13 protein-coding genes are annotated in these 13945 nt (G+C 72.4%); 4 read left to right on the top strand and 9 right to left on the bottom strand.

Features of this window, described 5'->3' with window-relative positions; translation table 11 throughout:
* Window positions 1-5: 5 nt before the first annotated feature.
* Window positions 6-695: a response regulator transcription factor gene (locus tag ACFYL4_RS10840; RefSeq protein ID WP_357762902.1), complete on the bottom strand. Its 690-nt coding sequence runs from the start codon at window positions 693-695 to the stop codon at window positions 6-8.
* On the bottom strand, window positions 662-2080 hold the full coding sequence (locus ACFYL4_RS10835) for a sensor histidine kinase (RefSeq protein WP_387518154.1): 1419 nt from the start codon (window positions 2078-2080) through the stop codon (window positions 662-664). The genes ACFYL4_RS10840 and ACFYL4_RS10835 overlap by 34 nt, the downstream gene beginning before the upstream one ends.
* Before the next feature lie 136 nt (window positions 2081-2216).
* On the opposite strand from ACFYL4_RS10835, the gene purB reads away from it, so the two are divergent.
* Window positions 2217-3647: an adenylosuccinate lyase gene (gene purB / locus ACFYL4_RS10830; protein WP_387518153.1), complete on the top strand. Its 1431-nt coding sequence runs from the start codon at window positions 2217-2219 to the stop codon at window positions 3645-3647.
* 84 nt (window positions 3648-3731) lie between these two features.
* Here purB and ACFYL4_RS10825 read toward each other — a convergent pair whose 3' ends face one another.
* A complete protein-coding gene (locus ACFYL4_RS10825; RefSeq protein WP_387518152.1) occupies window positions 3732-4988 on the bottom strand; it encodes a sensor histidine kinase in 1257 nt (418 codons plus the stop codon).
* A 268-nt stretch (window positions 4989-5256) separates the two neighbouring features.
* Between ACFYL4_RS10825 and ACFYL4_RS10820 the strand changes: the two genes are divergently transcribed.
* A complete protein-coding gene (locus tag ACFYL4_RS10820; protein ID WP_387518151.1) occupies window positions 5257-6720 on the top strand; it encodes an alpha/beta fold hydrolase in 1464 nt (487 codons plus the stop codon).
* Between the two features lie 77 nt (window positions 6721-6797).
* Here the strand turns inward: ACFYL4_RS10820 and ACFYL4_RS10815 are convergent, their stop codons facing one another.
* Complete coding sequence (locus ACFYL4_RS10815; RefSeq protein WP_357762917.1) at window positions 6798-7115, bottom strand: hypothetical protein; 318 nt, start codon at window positions 7113-7115, stop codon at window positions 6798-6800.
* Window positions 7116-7294: 179 nt separating this feature from the next.
* Between ACFYL4_RS10815 and ACFYL4_RS10810 the strand changes: the two genes are divergently transcribed.
* Window positions 7295-7447, top strand: a complete 153-nt coding sequence (locus tag ACFYL4_RS10810) for a hypothetical protein (protein WP_357762920.1) — start codon at window positions 7295-7297, stop codon at window positions 7445-7447.
* A gap of 55 nt (window positions 7448-7502) precedes the next feature.
* Here the strand turns inward: ACFYL4_RS10810 and ACFYL4_RS10805 are convergent, their stop codons facing one another.
* On the bottom strand, window positions 7503-8459 hold the full coding sequence (locus ACFYL4_RS10805) for a threonine/serine dehydratase (protein WP_387518150.1): 957 nt from the start codon (window positions 8457-8459) through the stop codon (window positions 7503-7505).
* A gap of 50 nt (window positions 8460-8509) precedes the next feature.
* Between ACFYL4_RS10805 and ACFYL4_RS10800 the strand changes: the two genes are divergently transcribed.
* Window positions 8510-9103, top strand: a complete 594-nt coding sequence (locus tag ACFYL4_RS10800; protein ID WP_387518149.1) for a flavin reductase family protein — start codon at window positions 8510-8512, stop codon at window positions 9101-9103.
* Window positions 9104-9115: 12 nt separating this feature from the next.
* Here ACFYL4_RS10800 and ACFYL4_RS10795 read toward each other — a convergent pair whose 3' ends face one another.
* The 4 genes from ACFYL4_RS10795 to ACFYL4_RS10780 all read right to left on the bottom strand — a co-directional run bounded on the left by ACFYL4_RS10795 (window position 9116) and on the right by ACFYL4_RS10780 (window position 13527).
* Window positions 9116-9787: a maleylpyruvate isomerase family mycothiol-dependent enzyme gene (locus ACFYL4_RS10795; protein WP_387518148.1), complete on the bottom strand. Its 672-nt coding sequence runs from the start codon at window positions 9785-9787 to the stop codon at window positions 9116-9118.
* Window positions 9788-9872: 85 nt separating this feature from the next.
* Window positions 9873-10952 (bottom strand): lytic polysaccharide monooxygenase, encoded by a 1080-nt coding sequence (locus ACFYL4_RS10790; RefSeq protein ID WP_357762932.1) that lies wholly within the window; start codon window positions 10950-10952, stop codon window positions 9873-9875.
* Between the two features lie 62 nt (window positions 10953-11014).
* Window positions 11015-12037, bottom strand: a complete 1023-nt coding sequence (locus ACFYL4_RS10785) for a glycoside hydrolase family 5 protein (protein WP_387518147.1) — start codon at window positions 12035-12037, stop codon at window positions 11015-11017.
* Between the two features lie 83 nt (window positions 12038-12120).
* Entirely contained in the window at window positions 12121-13527 is a 1407-nt protein-coding gene (locus ACFYL4_RS10780) for a glycoside hydrolase family 6 protein (protein ID WP_357762938.1), read from the bottom strand.
* Window positions 13528-13945: the final 418 nt, after the last annotated feature.

The raw sequence follows: 13945 nt of genomic DNA, 5'->3' as shown, positions 1-13945 counted from the left end.
CCGGGTCAGGAGCTCTGGGCCCGGAGGTAGGCGAGCACCGCCTGGACACGGCGGTGCACGTCGTGGTCGGGCGGCAGGTCGAGCTTGGCCAGGATGTTGCCCACGTGCTTGCCCACGGCCGCGTCGCTGACCACCAGCCTGCGCGCGATGGCGCCGTTGGAGTGACCCTCGGCCATGAGTTCCAGCACCTGCCGCTCCCTCGCGGTGAGCCGTTCGAGCGGGTCGGAGCTACGGCGCAGCAGCTGCCGTACGACCTCGGGGTCGACGAAGGTGGCGCCCTCGACGACCCTGCGCAGCACCGAGGCGAACTCGCGCACGTCGCCGACCCTCTGTTTGAGCAGGTAGCCCACGCCCTTTCCGTCACCGGAGTCGAGCAGGTCGGTGGCGTAGCTGAGTTCCACGTACTGGCTGAGCGCCACCACGGCCAGCCCGGGGTGGCGCTGACGCAGTCGCACCGCGGCCCGCAGCCCCTCGTCGGTGAAGTCCGGGGGCATGCGGATGTCGGTGACGACCAGGCGGGGACGGTGTTCAGTGACCGCCTCGACGAGGGCGTCGCCGTCCTCGACGGCGGCGACCACCGGGAAACCGAAGCGCTCCAGGACGCCCACCAGTCCCTCCCGCAGCAGCACACCGTCCTCCGCCAACACGGTCGGAACGGGGGTCACGGGGTCGGGTTCGCGGGAATCGGTCCGCACGGCAGCTCCACTCGGATTCGGGTCGGCCCGCCTGCGGGGCTCGTCAGTCCCATTGTCCCGCCCATCACCGCGACCCGGTCACCGAGACCGGTGAGGCCGGTGCCGCGCCGGGCGTCGGCGCCCCCGACCCCGTCGTCGGTGACCTCGACGGTGAGGACGCCCGTGCCCTCGTCCGGCACCGTTTCGGGAAGGGTGTGCGTCGCGGCGGCCCCGGTCGGCCCCGGGACCAGGCGGGCGCGCACGGTGACGGAGTCGGCGCGGGCGTGCTTGTAGACGTTGGTGAGCGCCTCCGCGACCACGAAGTAGGCGGTGCCCTCCACGTGCGGGGGCAGCCGGTGGGGGACGGCCGTCTCCACCGCGACCGGCACCGGGCAGTGGTCGGCCAGCTCCTGGAGGGCGTCGCGCAGGCCCCGGTCGGTCAACACGCGCGGGTGGATGCCGCGCACCAGTTCGCGGAGCTCGTCGATGAGTTCGTCGACCTTGGCCTGGGCCGCCGCCACCCGCTGGTCGGCCGGGGAGCCCTCGTCCAGGTCCACCCGGGCCATGCCCAGGTCCATGCTGAGTGCCACGAGCCTCTGCTGGGCGCCGTCGTGGAGGTCGCGTTCGATCCGGCGCCGCTCGTACTCGAAGGCGTTGACGAGTCGGGCGCGCGACTCGGTGACCTGGTCGAGTTCGGCACGCAGGACCTCCTTGGGCGGCCCGACCAGCAGTGCGCGGGCGATCACGGCGTGGCCGAGGGACATCAGCCCGCACGCGTAGAAGAGCAGGACCGCGGTGACCGGCGCGGCCAGCGTGTACGGCAGGGCCTCGCCCGGAGTGGTGAGGGAGGTCCAGCCCAGGGAGATGGGGGCCTCGTTCCCGTCGAGGAGGATGAACGGGGCCAGCGTCAGCAGGATGGTGAGGGACGTCAGGGTGAACGACACCATCAGGGACAGGCCGAGGACCGGGAACATGACGGCGGCGTAGGCCACCTCACGCCAGGTGGCGGCCTCGGAGTAGCGGGTGCGCACCCAGCCCCACAGTCCCGGCGGCGGGGTCCGGTGGCCGCTGCGGTTCTCACCCGGCATCACCAGGTGGAGGCGCCTGCGCTCCAGGGCGCCCAGGGGGATGGCCACGAGCGGGGCGAAGCAGAGCACCATGAGCAGCCCGAACAGGAACCAGAAGGCCAGGTGCCCGGCGTCCCGGTCGTGGCCGAGCCGGGACACGAACACGGCCCAGGGCGCGTACACGGGAAGGGCCACGAAGAGGAGCAGTCCCCCGACCACCAGGGTCGTCAGGGTGTGGGCCAGGGACCGCCACGCCCAGGCCGACAGGAGGAACCGGGGGTGGGCGAGCGCCTGGCGCAGGGTCTTCGGCCGTCGTCGCCGAGCGTTCGGGGTGGTCATGTGTTCCACGCTAGGGCGCGGCGCCGGACGGCGACATCCGCCGGACCCGCCAGTGGGGGGTAGGGACGGCACTACCGGTGAACTGGGGCTGGACCGAAGCGCGTCCGGCCCGGCACGGGCGATAGGGTGGCACGACGTGAGCGCGAAACCTGTGATCCCCGATGTCCTGGCCGCCCGCTACGCGTCCGCGGAGCTGACCCGGCTGTGGTCCCCTGAGTACAAGGTGGTCGCCGAGAGGCGGCTGTGGCTGGCCGTGCTGCGTGCCCAGGCGCGTCTGGGCGTGGACGTCGCGGCCGGTGTGGTGGAGGACTACGAGAAGGTCCTCGAACAGGTCGACCTGGCCTCCATCGCCGCGCGCGAGCGGGTGACCCGGCACGACGTGAAGGCCCGGATCGAGGAGTTCAACGCCCTCGCCGGGCACGAGCACGTGCACAAGGGCATGACCTCGCGCGACCTCACCGAGAACGTCGAACAGCTCCAGATCCGCGACAGCCTGCTGCTGGTGCGCGACCGCGCGGTGGCTCTGCTGGCCAGGCTCGGCCGACTGTCGGCCGAGTACGGCGAGACGGTCATGGCGGGCCGTTCCCACAACGTGGCCGCGCAGGCCACGACCCTGGGCAAGCGGTTCGCGTCGATCGCCGACGAGGTGCTCGTGGCCCTGGGTCGCCTGGACGAGCTGGTCGCCCGGTATCCGCTGCGCGGGATCAAGGGCCCGGTCGGCACCGCCCAGGACATGGTGGACCTGCTCGGCGGCGACCGCGCGGCGTTGGACGCCCTGGAGGACGAGGTCGCGTCGCACCTGGGCTTCGAGCACCGGTTCACCAGCGTGGGCCAGGTGTACCCGCGTTCGCTGGACTTCGAGGTGCTGACCGCCCTGGTGCAGCTCGCGGCCGGGCCGTCCTCGCTGGCCAAGACGATCCGCCTGATGGCCGGGCACGAACTGGTCACCGAGGGCTTCGCCGAGGGCCAGGTGGGCTCGTCCGCGATGCCGCACAAGATGAACACGCGCTCGTGCGAGCGGGTCAACGGCCTCACCGTGATCCTGCGCGGGTACGCCTCCATGGCCGGGGAGCTGGCGGGCGACCAGTGGAACGAGGGCGACGTGTCGTGCTCGGTGGTGCGCCGGGTGGCGCTGCCGGACGCGTTCTTCGCGTTCGACGGCCTGGTGGAGACCATGCTGACGGTGCTGGACGAGTTCGGCGCCTTCCCCGCCGTGATCTCCGCCGAACTGGACCGTTACCTGCCGTTCCTGGCCACCACCAAGATGCTGATGGCCGCGGTGCGCGCCGGGGTGGGCCGCGAGACCGCGCACGAGCTCATCAAGGAGCACGCGGTGGGCTCGGCGCTGGCCATGCGCCAGGAGGGCTCGGCCAACCAGCTGCTGGACCGGTTGGCCGCCGACGAGCGCTTCCCGCTGGACCGCGCCGCCCTGGACGCGCTGCTGGCCGACCGGATCACCTTCACCGGCGCCGCCGCCGACCAGGTGGCGGCGGTGGTGGCGCGGATCGAGGAGATCACCTCGGCCCGTCCGGAGGCCGCGGCCTACACGCCCGGTTCGATCCTGTAGGTCCGCATCGGGGCTCGGCGGCGCGCGGCGCCCCGGGCCCCTTCGCGGTCCCGTCGCGTGCCGGGCCCGGCACGCGTCACCGCCTCAGACGGGTTCGGGTTCCGCGTCCACGGCCGCGGGCAGTTCGGCGCTCAGCCGCCAGCCGCCGTCGGCGGTCTCCTCGGAGGTGAGCCGTCCCTCCAGCTCGTCCACCCGCTCCCGCAGTCCGGACAACCCGTACCCGCTCGTCGGCGGGGGCACGAGGTCGCTCGGCGGTTCGGCGTTGGCGACCTCCACGGTCAGGCGGCCCGCGCCCAGCCGGAGCGTGACGGTCACGTCGGCTCCGGCGGCGTGCTTGGCGGCGTTGGTGACGCCCTCCTTCACCACCTGGAAGGCGGCGCGCTGGACGGCGAGCGGGAGGTCGTCCGCCCCGGTGAGCCCGTCGCGGAGTTCGACGCTCATCCCCGCCTCGCGCCACTCGTCGAGCAGTTCCGGTACTCCCGCCAGGGTGGGCTGCGGCCGCGGCCGCGCGGGCGCGGGTCCGGAGGGGTGTTCGCGCAGTACGCCGAGGATGTCACGCAGCTCCCCCAGGGCCTGGCGTCCCGTTCCCCTGATGAGCCCGGCGGTCTCCAGGGCCCTGGGGTCGCTGGTGGAGACCTCCAGCCCTCCGGCGTGCAGGACGATGAGGCTGACCCGGTGGGCGACGACGTCGTGCATCTCGCGGGCGATGCGGTTGCGTTCGGCGCTCACCGCGCGCTCCGCGAGCAGGTGCCGCTCGCGGTCGAGCCGTTCGGCCCGCTCCCTGAGCCCGTCCACCAGCTCGCGACGGGTACCCACGTACAGCCCCAGGGCCAAGAGCAGCAGAACGGCCATCGCTCCCATGAGGGCGATGTCGACCGCCTCCCGGAAGGCCAGCGCGATCCCGACGGCGTAGGCCAGGGACCACGCCACCGGCGAGAGGGGTCCCCGGGCGTGGACGGCGTGGGAGTAGACCGCCACCAGCACCGGCACGACGTTGCCGAACCCCAGGAGCAACACGAGCGCCGACCCCAGCAGCCACAGGGGCTGGGCGCGCCGTACCAGCATGGTCGCCGTCACGCCCAGCACGGGGAGCCCGTAGTACAGCAGACCCGGGAGTTCGGGCCCGTACCGTGCGGATTCGGCCTCGAAGAGCTCTCCGGTCCAGGCACCCGCCAGACCCCAGCCGTCCATGGACTGGATCTGGAACTGGAGGGTCAGGAGCACGGTCCCCAGGGCGTACAGCCAGTCGGCGACGGTCCAGCGCCATTCGCGCCGGGTGAGGGGGTCCAGGCCGCGCCATCGGGCGAGGCAGCGGCTGGGGTGAGGCATCCGGGTGCGCATGGGGGCTGAGTGTAGGACGCCCGCCACCGTGTCCGGACCGCGGGACGGTGTCCCTTCGCACGCGCCCCCCACGAAAGTGGGTGCCGGAGCCGACCAAGGAGACGGCGGCACGACCTCCACCCGGTACTTCCGAGACCCCGGGAATCCTCCGTGAGGCGCACGCCCCGGGAGGGTGACCGAACGTAGCATGACGGCGACGCGAGGGCCCGCGCGCAACCGTCCCCACGGCCGCGCCCCTCGACCCCCACCCCCACGAGCGGAGACCCCCATGCCCCTGACGCGCGGAGCCGCGCTGATCGCCCTGTCCGGACTCCTGCTCACGGCGGGGGCCGTACCGGCCGCGGCCGAGCCCGACCCGGAACCGGACTGGCGGCTCTGCGCGGAGGTCGCCGAGGGTTGGGACGCGGGCGACGAACGCACCCTGTGCGCGACGGTGACCGTGCCCCTGGACCACGACGACCCCGACGGACGCGGCCTCGAACTCGCCGTCAGCCGGGTGCCCGCCTCCGAGAACAACGACTATCCGGTGCTGTTCAACCCCGGAGGGCCCGGGCACCAGGGGGTGACCATGCCCGGCCACGTCCTCGACACTGGGCTGCGAGACCTCGGGGCACGTCACGACCTGGTCGGATTCGATCCGCGCGGTGTCGGGTACAGCGGGGCCCCGGAGTGCGGGTTCGAGTTCACCGCGCCCGACCCCGGCCCCGGTCCGGACGCGGAGGAACGGGCCCGCGCCCTCGCCGGGGAGTACGCCCGGATGAACGAGGAGTGCCACGCGGCCGACCCCGAGCTGGTCGAGTCCCTGACCGTGGAGAACGTGGCCCGCGACATGGAGCTGGTCCGGAGGGCGCTGGGCGCGGAGACCATCGGCTTCTACGGGGTCTCGTGGGGCTCCCTGCTCGGCGCGACCTACCGTTCCCTGTACGACGACCGGGTCGAGGCCATGCTCCTGGACTCGGTGGTCTCTCCCGACACCAGTGTGTCCCGGCTGGAGGAGGGCCAGGCGGAGGCGGGCGAGGAGGTGTTCCACCGGTTCACCGACTGGGTGGCCGAGCACGACGCGGTCTACGGACTCGGCACGGAGGGTGAGCCGGTGCGTGCCCGGATGCTGGAACTGCGCGACGCACTGGCGGAGGAGCCGCGCACCGGCCCCGACGGGACCGTGGTGGACGGGGACTTCGTGACGGCGCTGCTGCCCACGCCCGAGCGCGAGTGGCCCGACAACGCGGCCGCCCTGGTGACCCTGCTGGACGGGGGCGTCCCCGATCCGGGGCAGCCGCGCGCCGAGGGCTTCGGGTGGGACGCCGAGACCGACGGCGCCACGTTCTTCTCCCAGGTGGCGCTGTTGTGCAACGACTCCGAGAGCCCTCGTGACTTCGACCGTGTGTGGCGGGACCGGGCCGAGCGGGCCGAGCGCCTGCCCGCCATGGGCACCACGGGCTTCTACGCGCACATGTGCGCGGGGTGGCCCACCTCCGGACGCGCGCCGGAGCTGGAGCGGGGTCAGAGCCCGCTCCAGCTGGTGGGCCACACGCGCGAGATGGTGACGCCCCACCGCTGGGCCCTGGACATGCGGGACGTCGTCGGCGGCCGGGTGCTGAGCGTGGAGGACGACGGCCACGGCACACTGTCGCGCCTGCCCTGTGCCGAGGCCGCGGTGGAGTTCTTCGCGTCCCGCGAGGCGGTCGCCGACACGTGCCCGGGCACGGCCCCGCCCATGCCCCGAGGCTGAGGGAGAGCGACGGCGCGCCCTCCCGACACTCGGGAGGGCGCGGTGTTCGAGGCCTCCCAGAGCACAGGTGGCACCGGTCAGTCGGGGCGGGTGTCGGGGTCGAGGTCTCGCAGGTTCCGCTCCCAGCGGAGTCGGCGATCGTCGAGGGTCATCTCCCACCAGGGCGTTCCCCTCTCCCCCAGGCCCTCCTTGGCACGCGCCACGTTCGCCCGGGCCCGAGACTCGGCCTCGGCGTCCCCGGCGCGCAGGGCCGAGGCCACGTCTCGGCGGGCCGCCATCAGGTGGTCGACCAGGCGCTGGCGGACCGACTCCGGGAGTTCGGGGTCGCTGGCCCGCCACCTCCGGCCCCGGACGACGACGTAGCGGCCGTCGTGGGTGCGTTCGGCGTCCGACATGACCCGGAACGTGCCCTCGATCGCCGTTCTCCAACCGGGACCTCCCGAGTTCGGTTATGACGCAGTTCACTCGGGCTTACACTGGGTCTGAAAGTTAACACCTATTACGGTTGGAGGCGCCGACATGCCCGGCATGTCGGACGCACGAGCGTTGGCGCCCTCGACCCCCGGAGCTCCCCATGATCGACCCCACCTCGTTCGGCACCGCCCTGACCACGCTGGCGGTCATCGTGGCGATGGTGATCGCCTTCGGCCTGGCCATCGTGTCCGACATGGCCATGCGCCGACGCGAGGACCGCGCCGCCGCCGACCGGCAGTCCACCGACGGCTGACCGGCCGCCCATCGGGATCACCGTGACCGGTGCGCACGGACCGTCGGCCCCGGGTTCAGTCCACCCGGGTCAACCGCGTGAACAGGGCCGGGTCGACGTTGCCGCCCGAGACCACGGCGACCGTGGCCTCGGGCCGACGCGTCACGGTCTCCACCTTCCCCGCCAGGACCGCCGCCGTGGCCAGCGCGCCGCTGGGCTCGGCGACCAGCCGGGCCCCGTGCGCGAGCGCGGACACGGCCCGGGCGATCTCCTCCTCCGAGACCGTGACGATCCCGTCCAACCGTGCCGAGAGGTGCGCGAAGGTGCGTTCGGACAGGCAGACGCGCACCCCGTCGGCCATGGTCCGGTGGGTGCGCTCCGGTTCCCAGGAGACGAGGCGCCCCTCGCGCAGGCTCTCGGCGGCGTCGGCCGCCAGCTCGGGCTCCACTCCCACCACCCGCACCCGGGGGTGGGCGGCCCGCACCGCCGTGGCCACGCCGGAGGCCAGTCCGCCTCCGCCCACCGGCACGACGATGGTGGTGGCCTCGGGTGACTGTTCGAGGATCTCCAGTCCCACGGTGCCCTGACCGGCGATCACCCGGGGGTCGTCGAAGGGCGGGATCAGCATGCGGAGTTCACGGTCGCGCAGCTCGGTGGCGGCGGTGAGGCGCTCGGCGGGCGGCACGGTCACCACACGCGCGCCGTAGGAACGAATCCGCTCCACCTTGACCGCCGGTGCGCCCTCCGGCACCACGACGGCGCAGGGCACCCCCTGACGGGCGGCCGCCAGGGCCAGCGCGAGGCCGTGGTTACCCGAGGAGTGCGTGACCACACCGCGTTCGCGCTGGACCGGGGTGAGCTGGGCGACGGCGTTGGTGGCGCCGCGCAGTTTGAAGGCACCGGTGGGTTGGAGGCTCTCCGGCTTGAGGAGGAGGTCCGTCCCGTGGGGCCCCGCGGTGAGGGGCGTGCGCACCACGTGGCCCCGAATCCGGGAGGCGGCGGCGCGGACGTCGTCGGCGGTGACCAGTTCCATCCGGTGGGTATGCCCGCCCCCACCCCCGGCACACGGGATACTCGTCGGTGATGCGTACCGAACACACCCCCGCCGCCCTGCCCGGCCGGGACTTCTACAAGCTGATGTCGTCGGTGATCCTCCCGCGCCCGATCGCGTGGGTCTCCACCACCTCCGAGTCCGGCGTGGACAACCTGGCGCCGCACTCCTTCTTCACCATCTCCTGCACCGAACCGCCGATCGTGCAGTTCACCTCGGTGGGCCGCAAGGACTCCCTGCGCAACGTGGAGGCCACCGGCGAGTTCGTGGTCAACCTGGCCACCGAACCGCTCCAGGACCAGGTCAACGCGACCGCGACGGAGTACCCGCCACACCTGAGCGAGTTCGACGAGCTGGGCATCGAGCGGGAGGCGAGCACGACGGTACTCCCTCCCCGGGTGGCCGCGTCGCCGGTCGCGCTGGAGTGCGCCCTGCACTCGACCCTGCGCCTGGGTGACTCCACGGTGGTGTTCGGCCGGGTCCAGACGGTGGCCGTGGACGTGTCCGTCGTGGTGGACGGCCTTCCCGAGGCCACCCTGCTGCGTCCGATGGCGCGGCTGGGACGCAACGAGTGGTCCACCCTGGGAGAGGTGCGGGCCGTCAACCGCGTCCCCTACACGCCCTGAGCCGGAGGCCGGTCAGACCGTGAGGTCGGCCTCGGGTGCGGGGAGGGTGGGCAGGAGCGGGGCGACGCTCGCGGGGTCGCCGCCGGTCCAGTCCATGGCCAGGATCTGGCGCACACCGCGCCGTCCGGTCACCGCCCTGGCCAGCTCGTAGGCGGTGCCTCGCAGGGTGAGCCCGGGGTCCTCTCCGAGGGTCCACTCCTGTCCGGTGTCGGTGGCGACCACCCGCACGGCGGGCCGGTCGGCCGACCAGACCTTCGCCAGCCCGCCCAACGGGAAGTCCGCGAGCTGGTCGGCGTCCTCGGTCCGCGCGGCCAGACCCAGGGCGCCCCGCAGGTCGTTCTCGTGATGCCACAGGTCCAGGGCCAGCAGCGCGTAGCGCCTGCGCGTCCGGGTCAGCAGCAGCTCCAGCAGGGCGGGGGCGCTCGCGCGCCACTGGTCGGTGATGGCGCCGATGTCCAGGTGGGCGCGGTCCGCGACCTGGCGGGCCGTCACCTCGTCACCGACCGGAGGGGTGGCGTTTCCGCTCAGCACGTCGGCGCCGAGCCCCGCGAGGTGGGCGTACACCTGCTGGACGGTCCAGTCCGGGCAGGCGGGGACAACGGTGGCGAGCTGGTCCCGGTCGAGGGTGGGGGCCAGGTCGAGGAGGCGGTCCTGGCAGTTCTGGTAGATGCGCGCGGAGTCCATCGTCCCAGGCTACCTAACAGCGTTAGGAACGGGGTGGGCCGGTCCCGGGCCGTCATGCCCCAGGACCGGCCCGACGCGTCAGCGATCAGGGTCGCTGGCACTCCACTCCGGGCACGATGTTGGCGCCCTCGAAGGTCGCGGTGAACCCGAAGGTGGTGGAGTCACCCGCGGCGAGCGTTCCGTTGTGGGCCGCGTTGGAGGCCTCGAAGTGCGCGCCGTGGTTCACGAGCGAGGCGTTCCAGACGTTGCTGATCTCCTGCCTGTTGGCGAACACCCAGTCCACCATCCATCCGGTCACACCGTCCTCTCCAGCGGTGACCTCTACCTCCGCCTGGAAGCCGTCGCTCCAGGCGTCGGTGACCCTGTACTCCGCCGTGCAGTACTCCTTCGCGGGCGGGTCCGTCGGGTCGGGGCCGGGCGGGTCGGTCGGCTCGGGGGCGGGCGGGTCGGTCGGCTCGGGGTCCGTCGGTTCCGGGCCGGGCCCGGGTTCGGTTCCCGGGTCGTCGCCGAAGACCACGTCGGAGCAGTTGTAGAAGGCCTCGGGGCTGTCGGAACGCTCCCAGACCGAGTAGACGAGGTGGCGCCCCTCCCGGTCGGGGAGGTCCACGTCCCAGTAGTACTCGGCGCCCGCCTCACCCCCGCTGCGCAGCGGGGGGTCGACGACCTCGTCGATCAGTTCCAGGTCATCCCAGGTCAGGGGCGAGTTCGGGTTCCAGCCGTCCACCGTGACATAGGTGAAGAAGGTACCCGGGTGGGGCGCCCACGCGTTGTGGTGGAACTCCACGGTCGTGTTCGGCTGCAACTGGGTGGACGGCCAGTCGGTGCGGGCCGCGTTGAAGGCGGCGAACTGCTCGGTGGGCCCGCACAGCTCCCCGTCCGCGACGAACTCCCGGTGCCGACCGTCGGAGTCACTGATCAGGTTGCCGAACCAGTTCCAGAAGGCGTAGTCGCCGCCTTCGGAGAGGGCGTCGGCGCAGGCGGCGTTGACGGGCTGGAGGGCGCCCCCGGAGCTTCCGCCGGTAGCGTCCTGGAAACAGGCGTAGGTGCGGGAGGCGGGATAGGTGAAGGCCCCGTGGGCCTCGGCGGGTTCGGGCGCGGCGACGACGGCGTAGCCGACGGCCAGGCCTCCGAGCGCCAGGGCGGCGATGGTCTGACGTGACCGCATGAGGTCACTCCTCGTGTGTGCGTTGGGGGAATCCGGCCGCGCACGGCGCGCGGCCGGGGGTCTTACTTGCGTACTCGTGGGCCGGGCTGCTCCGCTCCGTAGACGGGAGCCCGTACCGAGGTCTCGACGATGCCGTCGGGACCGTGGAAGATCCGGTCTCCCCAGGGGGTCAGGGAGTCGACGTCGAAGTCCTCGACCATGTCCAGGTAGGCGACCTCGCCGCTGTTTCCGCTCCACGACCAGCCGACGTACCCGAGGCCGAGTCGCTCGGTGTGGCGCATGATGGCGTCCTCGTCGGGATCGCCGTCACTGTGGTCGAAGCCGAACTCACCGACGATGAGGGGAAGACCGCGGTCGGTGAAGTACTCCAGGTAGTCGACGATCACCGACTCCTGTTCGTAGACGCCGTACATGTGGATGGAGAACACGGTGTTGGCGTGGGGATCGGCGTCGAAGACGCCCTGTGCGCCGTCGCGCATGGTGTGCGTCCAGTCCTGACCCCAGTTCGGGGCGTCCACGACCAACGTGTGGTCGAAGCCCGCCGAGCGCAGGCGCCGAATCGCCTCCGAGGTCGCGGAGGCCCAGGACGCGTTGGTCGCCTCGTCGTTGCCGAAGGGTTCGTTGGCGATGTTGACCAGGACGTGGTCCTCCTCCCCCGCGACCGCATCCTGGATGCGCAACCAGTAGTCGACGGCCTGGTCCAGCGTCGCGGCCTCGGAGTCCTCCCCGTAGCCGGTGGTGTCGTGCACCTCCAACATGCAGATGAGTCGGTTCTCCTTGCAGTCGGCGACGACCGCCGCGACGTCCGCGACGTCGTTCTCCTGCCAGCGGTCGCCGCTGCTGAGGACCACGCGGACGGTGTTGGCGCCCAACGACCCGATGTCGGCCAGGGCTCCGGTCTCGTGGGTGAACCAGGTGTGCGGGTGGCTGACCCCGCGGATGACGAAGTCGTTGCCCGCCGCGTCGACGAGGCGCCCGTCGCTGACCCGGAACCCGGTGTCGGCGTGGGCGGGGATCGCGTGCGCGAACGGCGCGGCCAGGAGTGCGAGGGTCGTGGCGAGGGCGAGTGTCAGGCGTTGCTTCACGAGGGCTCCGTTCGGGAGGGGTGGCCCTTCCGGGCGCCCGCCGCCGGGGGACGGCGGCGGGCGCCCGATCCGGGGAGGGCCTCCTACTGGACGGGCGGGTACGCGTTGGCCAGCAGCTCCTGGAACTGTGCGGAGAACCAGTGGCCGGAGACGGGGGCGTCGGGCAGGGCGCCGCTCATGTTGTGGTTGTTGCGGGGGTTGCCCTCATAGGTGGGGTCGCACATGCGGTCGAACCCCTTGCCCTCGTCGTTGGGAATCTCGGCGCTGGAGCCGTCGGACTCACCCGGGGGCTTCATCCACACATACGCGTCGATGCCCGGTTCGGGAGCGGTGGTGGGCCGCTCACCCAACCCGGCTCCGGCCTGGTTGCACCAGTTCCCGTACTGGATGCGGCGGTCGAAGCGGCCGCCGTCGACGTAGGCGTTCACATCGGTGGTGGGCCCGGCACTGGTGGGCCGGTCGGCGCCGCCCCAGCCGTTGCGGGAGGTGTCGATGAGCATCCCGATGCCCGGGTCGAACCCCTGGGAGACCAGCTCGGAGCGCAGGGCCTGGGCGAAGGAGAGCTCGTCGACGTAGTTGTTCCAGTCCACCCAGCTGGACTGGCGCACCGGGGTCCCGTTGATGGTCTGCCCGATCGCGAAGTGCTCCTCCTTCAGGGCCGAGTAGTTGGCGGTGTTGGCGATGAATCCGTGCACGTCGTCGGGGGTGGCCCCGTTGGCGTTGGCGGCCTCGTGGAACAGGGCCGCGGAGGGCGCGAAGTTGTCCTCCCAGCCGATCCAGCCGTGGTGGCCGGCGTCCACGTAGTTGTAGACGTTGCCGATCGCGCCGAGCTGGGCGAGCGCGTAGCCGACGCCGTTGACGTAGTTGCCGTTGGCCAGCATGACGTCGCACTCGGGGGTGGCGGTGTTGCGGGGGGACACATTGGTAATCAGATTGGGCAGCGAGTCGAGTTCGATCGTCGTGACGATCCGCAGGGAGGTGTCCTCGTAGTCGCGCAGGATGTCCGCGATCGGGTCGATGTACTCCGACTCGTAGCGGTCGATCTCCTCGGGCCCGAGCTCGCCGTTGGAGGCCAGAGCGGCGCAGTCGCGCCCGGGCAGGTTGTAGACGACCAGCTGGAAGACCAGCGGTTCTCCGGCGGCCTGCTCGACGGCCTCGTCGAGGTGGTCGCGCAGGCCCATGTCACCGGTGGTGGGGCTGTCGTTGCCCTCGATGGCGCTGATGCGGTCCAGCCAGATACCGGTGGGCTCGTCCGCGACGGCCTCACCACCGGGTTCGGCCGCGGCGTTGGCGGACCAGATCGGGTTCACGTAGACGTCCGCGCCGACGTAGGGGTTGTCCACCCGCTCGTTGGCGGCGGACGCTCCGTCGTCGGCCGCGGTGGCGGGGGCGGCGGTCAGTGCGGTGGTCGCGCCCAGCAGGAGGGCGGAGGCCACGGCGAGTGCGCGCCGCGGCGGGGTCGGGTGTGCGGGGGAAGGGGATCTGCTCATCGTCGTTTCCTCGCGTAGGGGGGGTGCCAAGGAGGGTGAGCTTGCGGGGGCGTCGCACGGTCCCGAAGGGGGCCGGGAGGGCGACGCGGCGTGCGGACCCGGCCGGGGTGGACCCCTCGGGTCCGGTCGCGCACCAGTCGGTCGTGGCGCTGTCCGGACGGCGAGCGGGGGCGTCCTCGCGTTCGCGGGAGCGCTCCCATGCTTCGCTTCCTGGAAAGTTAACACCATTGAAATCCCGTGGCAACGGGTGACCGGAGGAAAACTCTCCGGAGCTTCCGGATGATCGCGGAAGCGCTGGTCACGCGCCGTGGGGCGCGGGGGGGCGGGGCGCCGCCCGGCGCGGCGGGCGGGGGGGGGGGGGCGGCGCCGGGCCGGGGGCGCGGGGGGGGGCGCGGCGGCGCGCCCCGCGCCGGGGGCG

It is taken from the genome of Nocardiopsis sp. NPDC006938 (assembly GCF_042869555.1).
Classification (GTDB): domain Bacteria; phylum Actinomycetota; class Actinomycetes; order Streptosporangiales; family Streptosporangiaceae; genus Nocardiopsis.
The sequence above is the reverse complement of the archived record's forward strand: the minus strand, read 5'-3'. Positions and strand labels throughout refer to the sequence as shown.

What these genes read in the sequence shown, in the direction of transcription:
- ACFYL4_RS10835 (WP_387518154.1), bottom strand. Translation starts at nt 2,080, where the DNA reads ATGACCACCCCGAACGCTCGGCGACGACGGCCGAAGACCCTGCGCCAG.
- ACFYL4_RS10825 (WP_387518152.1), bottom strand. Translation starts at nt 4,988, where the DNA reads ATGCGCACCCGGATGCCTCACCCCAGCCGCTGCCTCGCCCGATGGCGC.
- ACFYL4_RS10820 (WP_387518151.1), top strand. Translation starts at nt 5,257, where the DNA reads ATGCCCCTGACGCGCGGAGCCGCGCTGATCGCCCTGTCCGGACTCCTG.
- ACFYL4_RS10815 (WP_357762917.1), bottom strand. Translation starts at nt 7,115, where the DNA reads ATGTCGGACGCCGAACGCACCCACGACGGCCGCTACGTCGTCGTCCGG.
- ACFYL4_RS10810 (WP_357762920.1), top strand. Translation starts at nt 7,295, where the DNA reads ATGATCGACCCCACCTCGTTCGGCACCGCCCTGACCACGCTGGCGGTC.
- ACFYL4_RS10805 (WP_387518150.1), bottom strand. Translation starts at nt 8,459, where the DNA reads ATGGAACTGGTCACCGCCGACGACGTCCGCGCCGCCGCCTCCCGGATT.
- ACFYL4_RS10800 (WP_387518149.1), top strand. Translation starts at nt 8,510, where the DNA reads ATGCGTACCGAACACACCCCCGCCGCCCTGCCCGGCCGGGACTTCTAC.
- ACFYL4_RS10795 (WP_387518148.1), bottom strand. Translation starts at nt 9,787, where the DNA reads ATGGACTCCGCGCGCATCTACCAGAACTGCCAGGACCGCCTCCTCGAC.
- ACFYL4_RS10790 (WP_357762932.1), bottom strand. Translation starts at nt 10,952, where the DNA reads ATGCGGTCACGTCAGACCATCGCCGCCCTGGCGCTCGGAGGCCTGGCC.
- ACFYL4_RS10780 (WP_357762938.1), bottom strand. Translation starts at nt 13,527, where the DNA reads ATGAGCAGATCCCCTTCCCCCGCACACCCGACCCCGCCGCGGCGCGCA.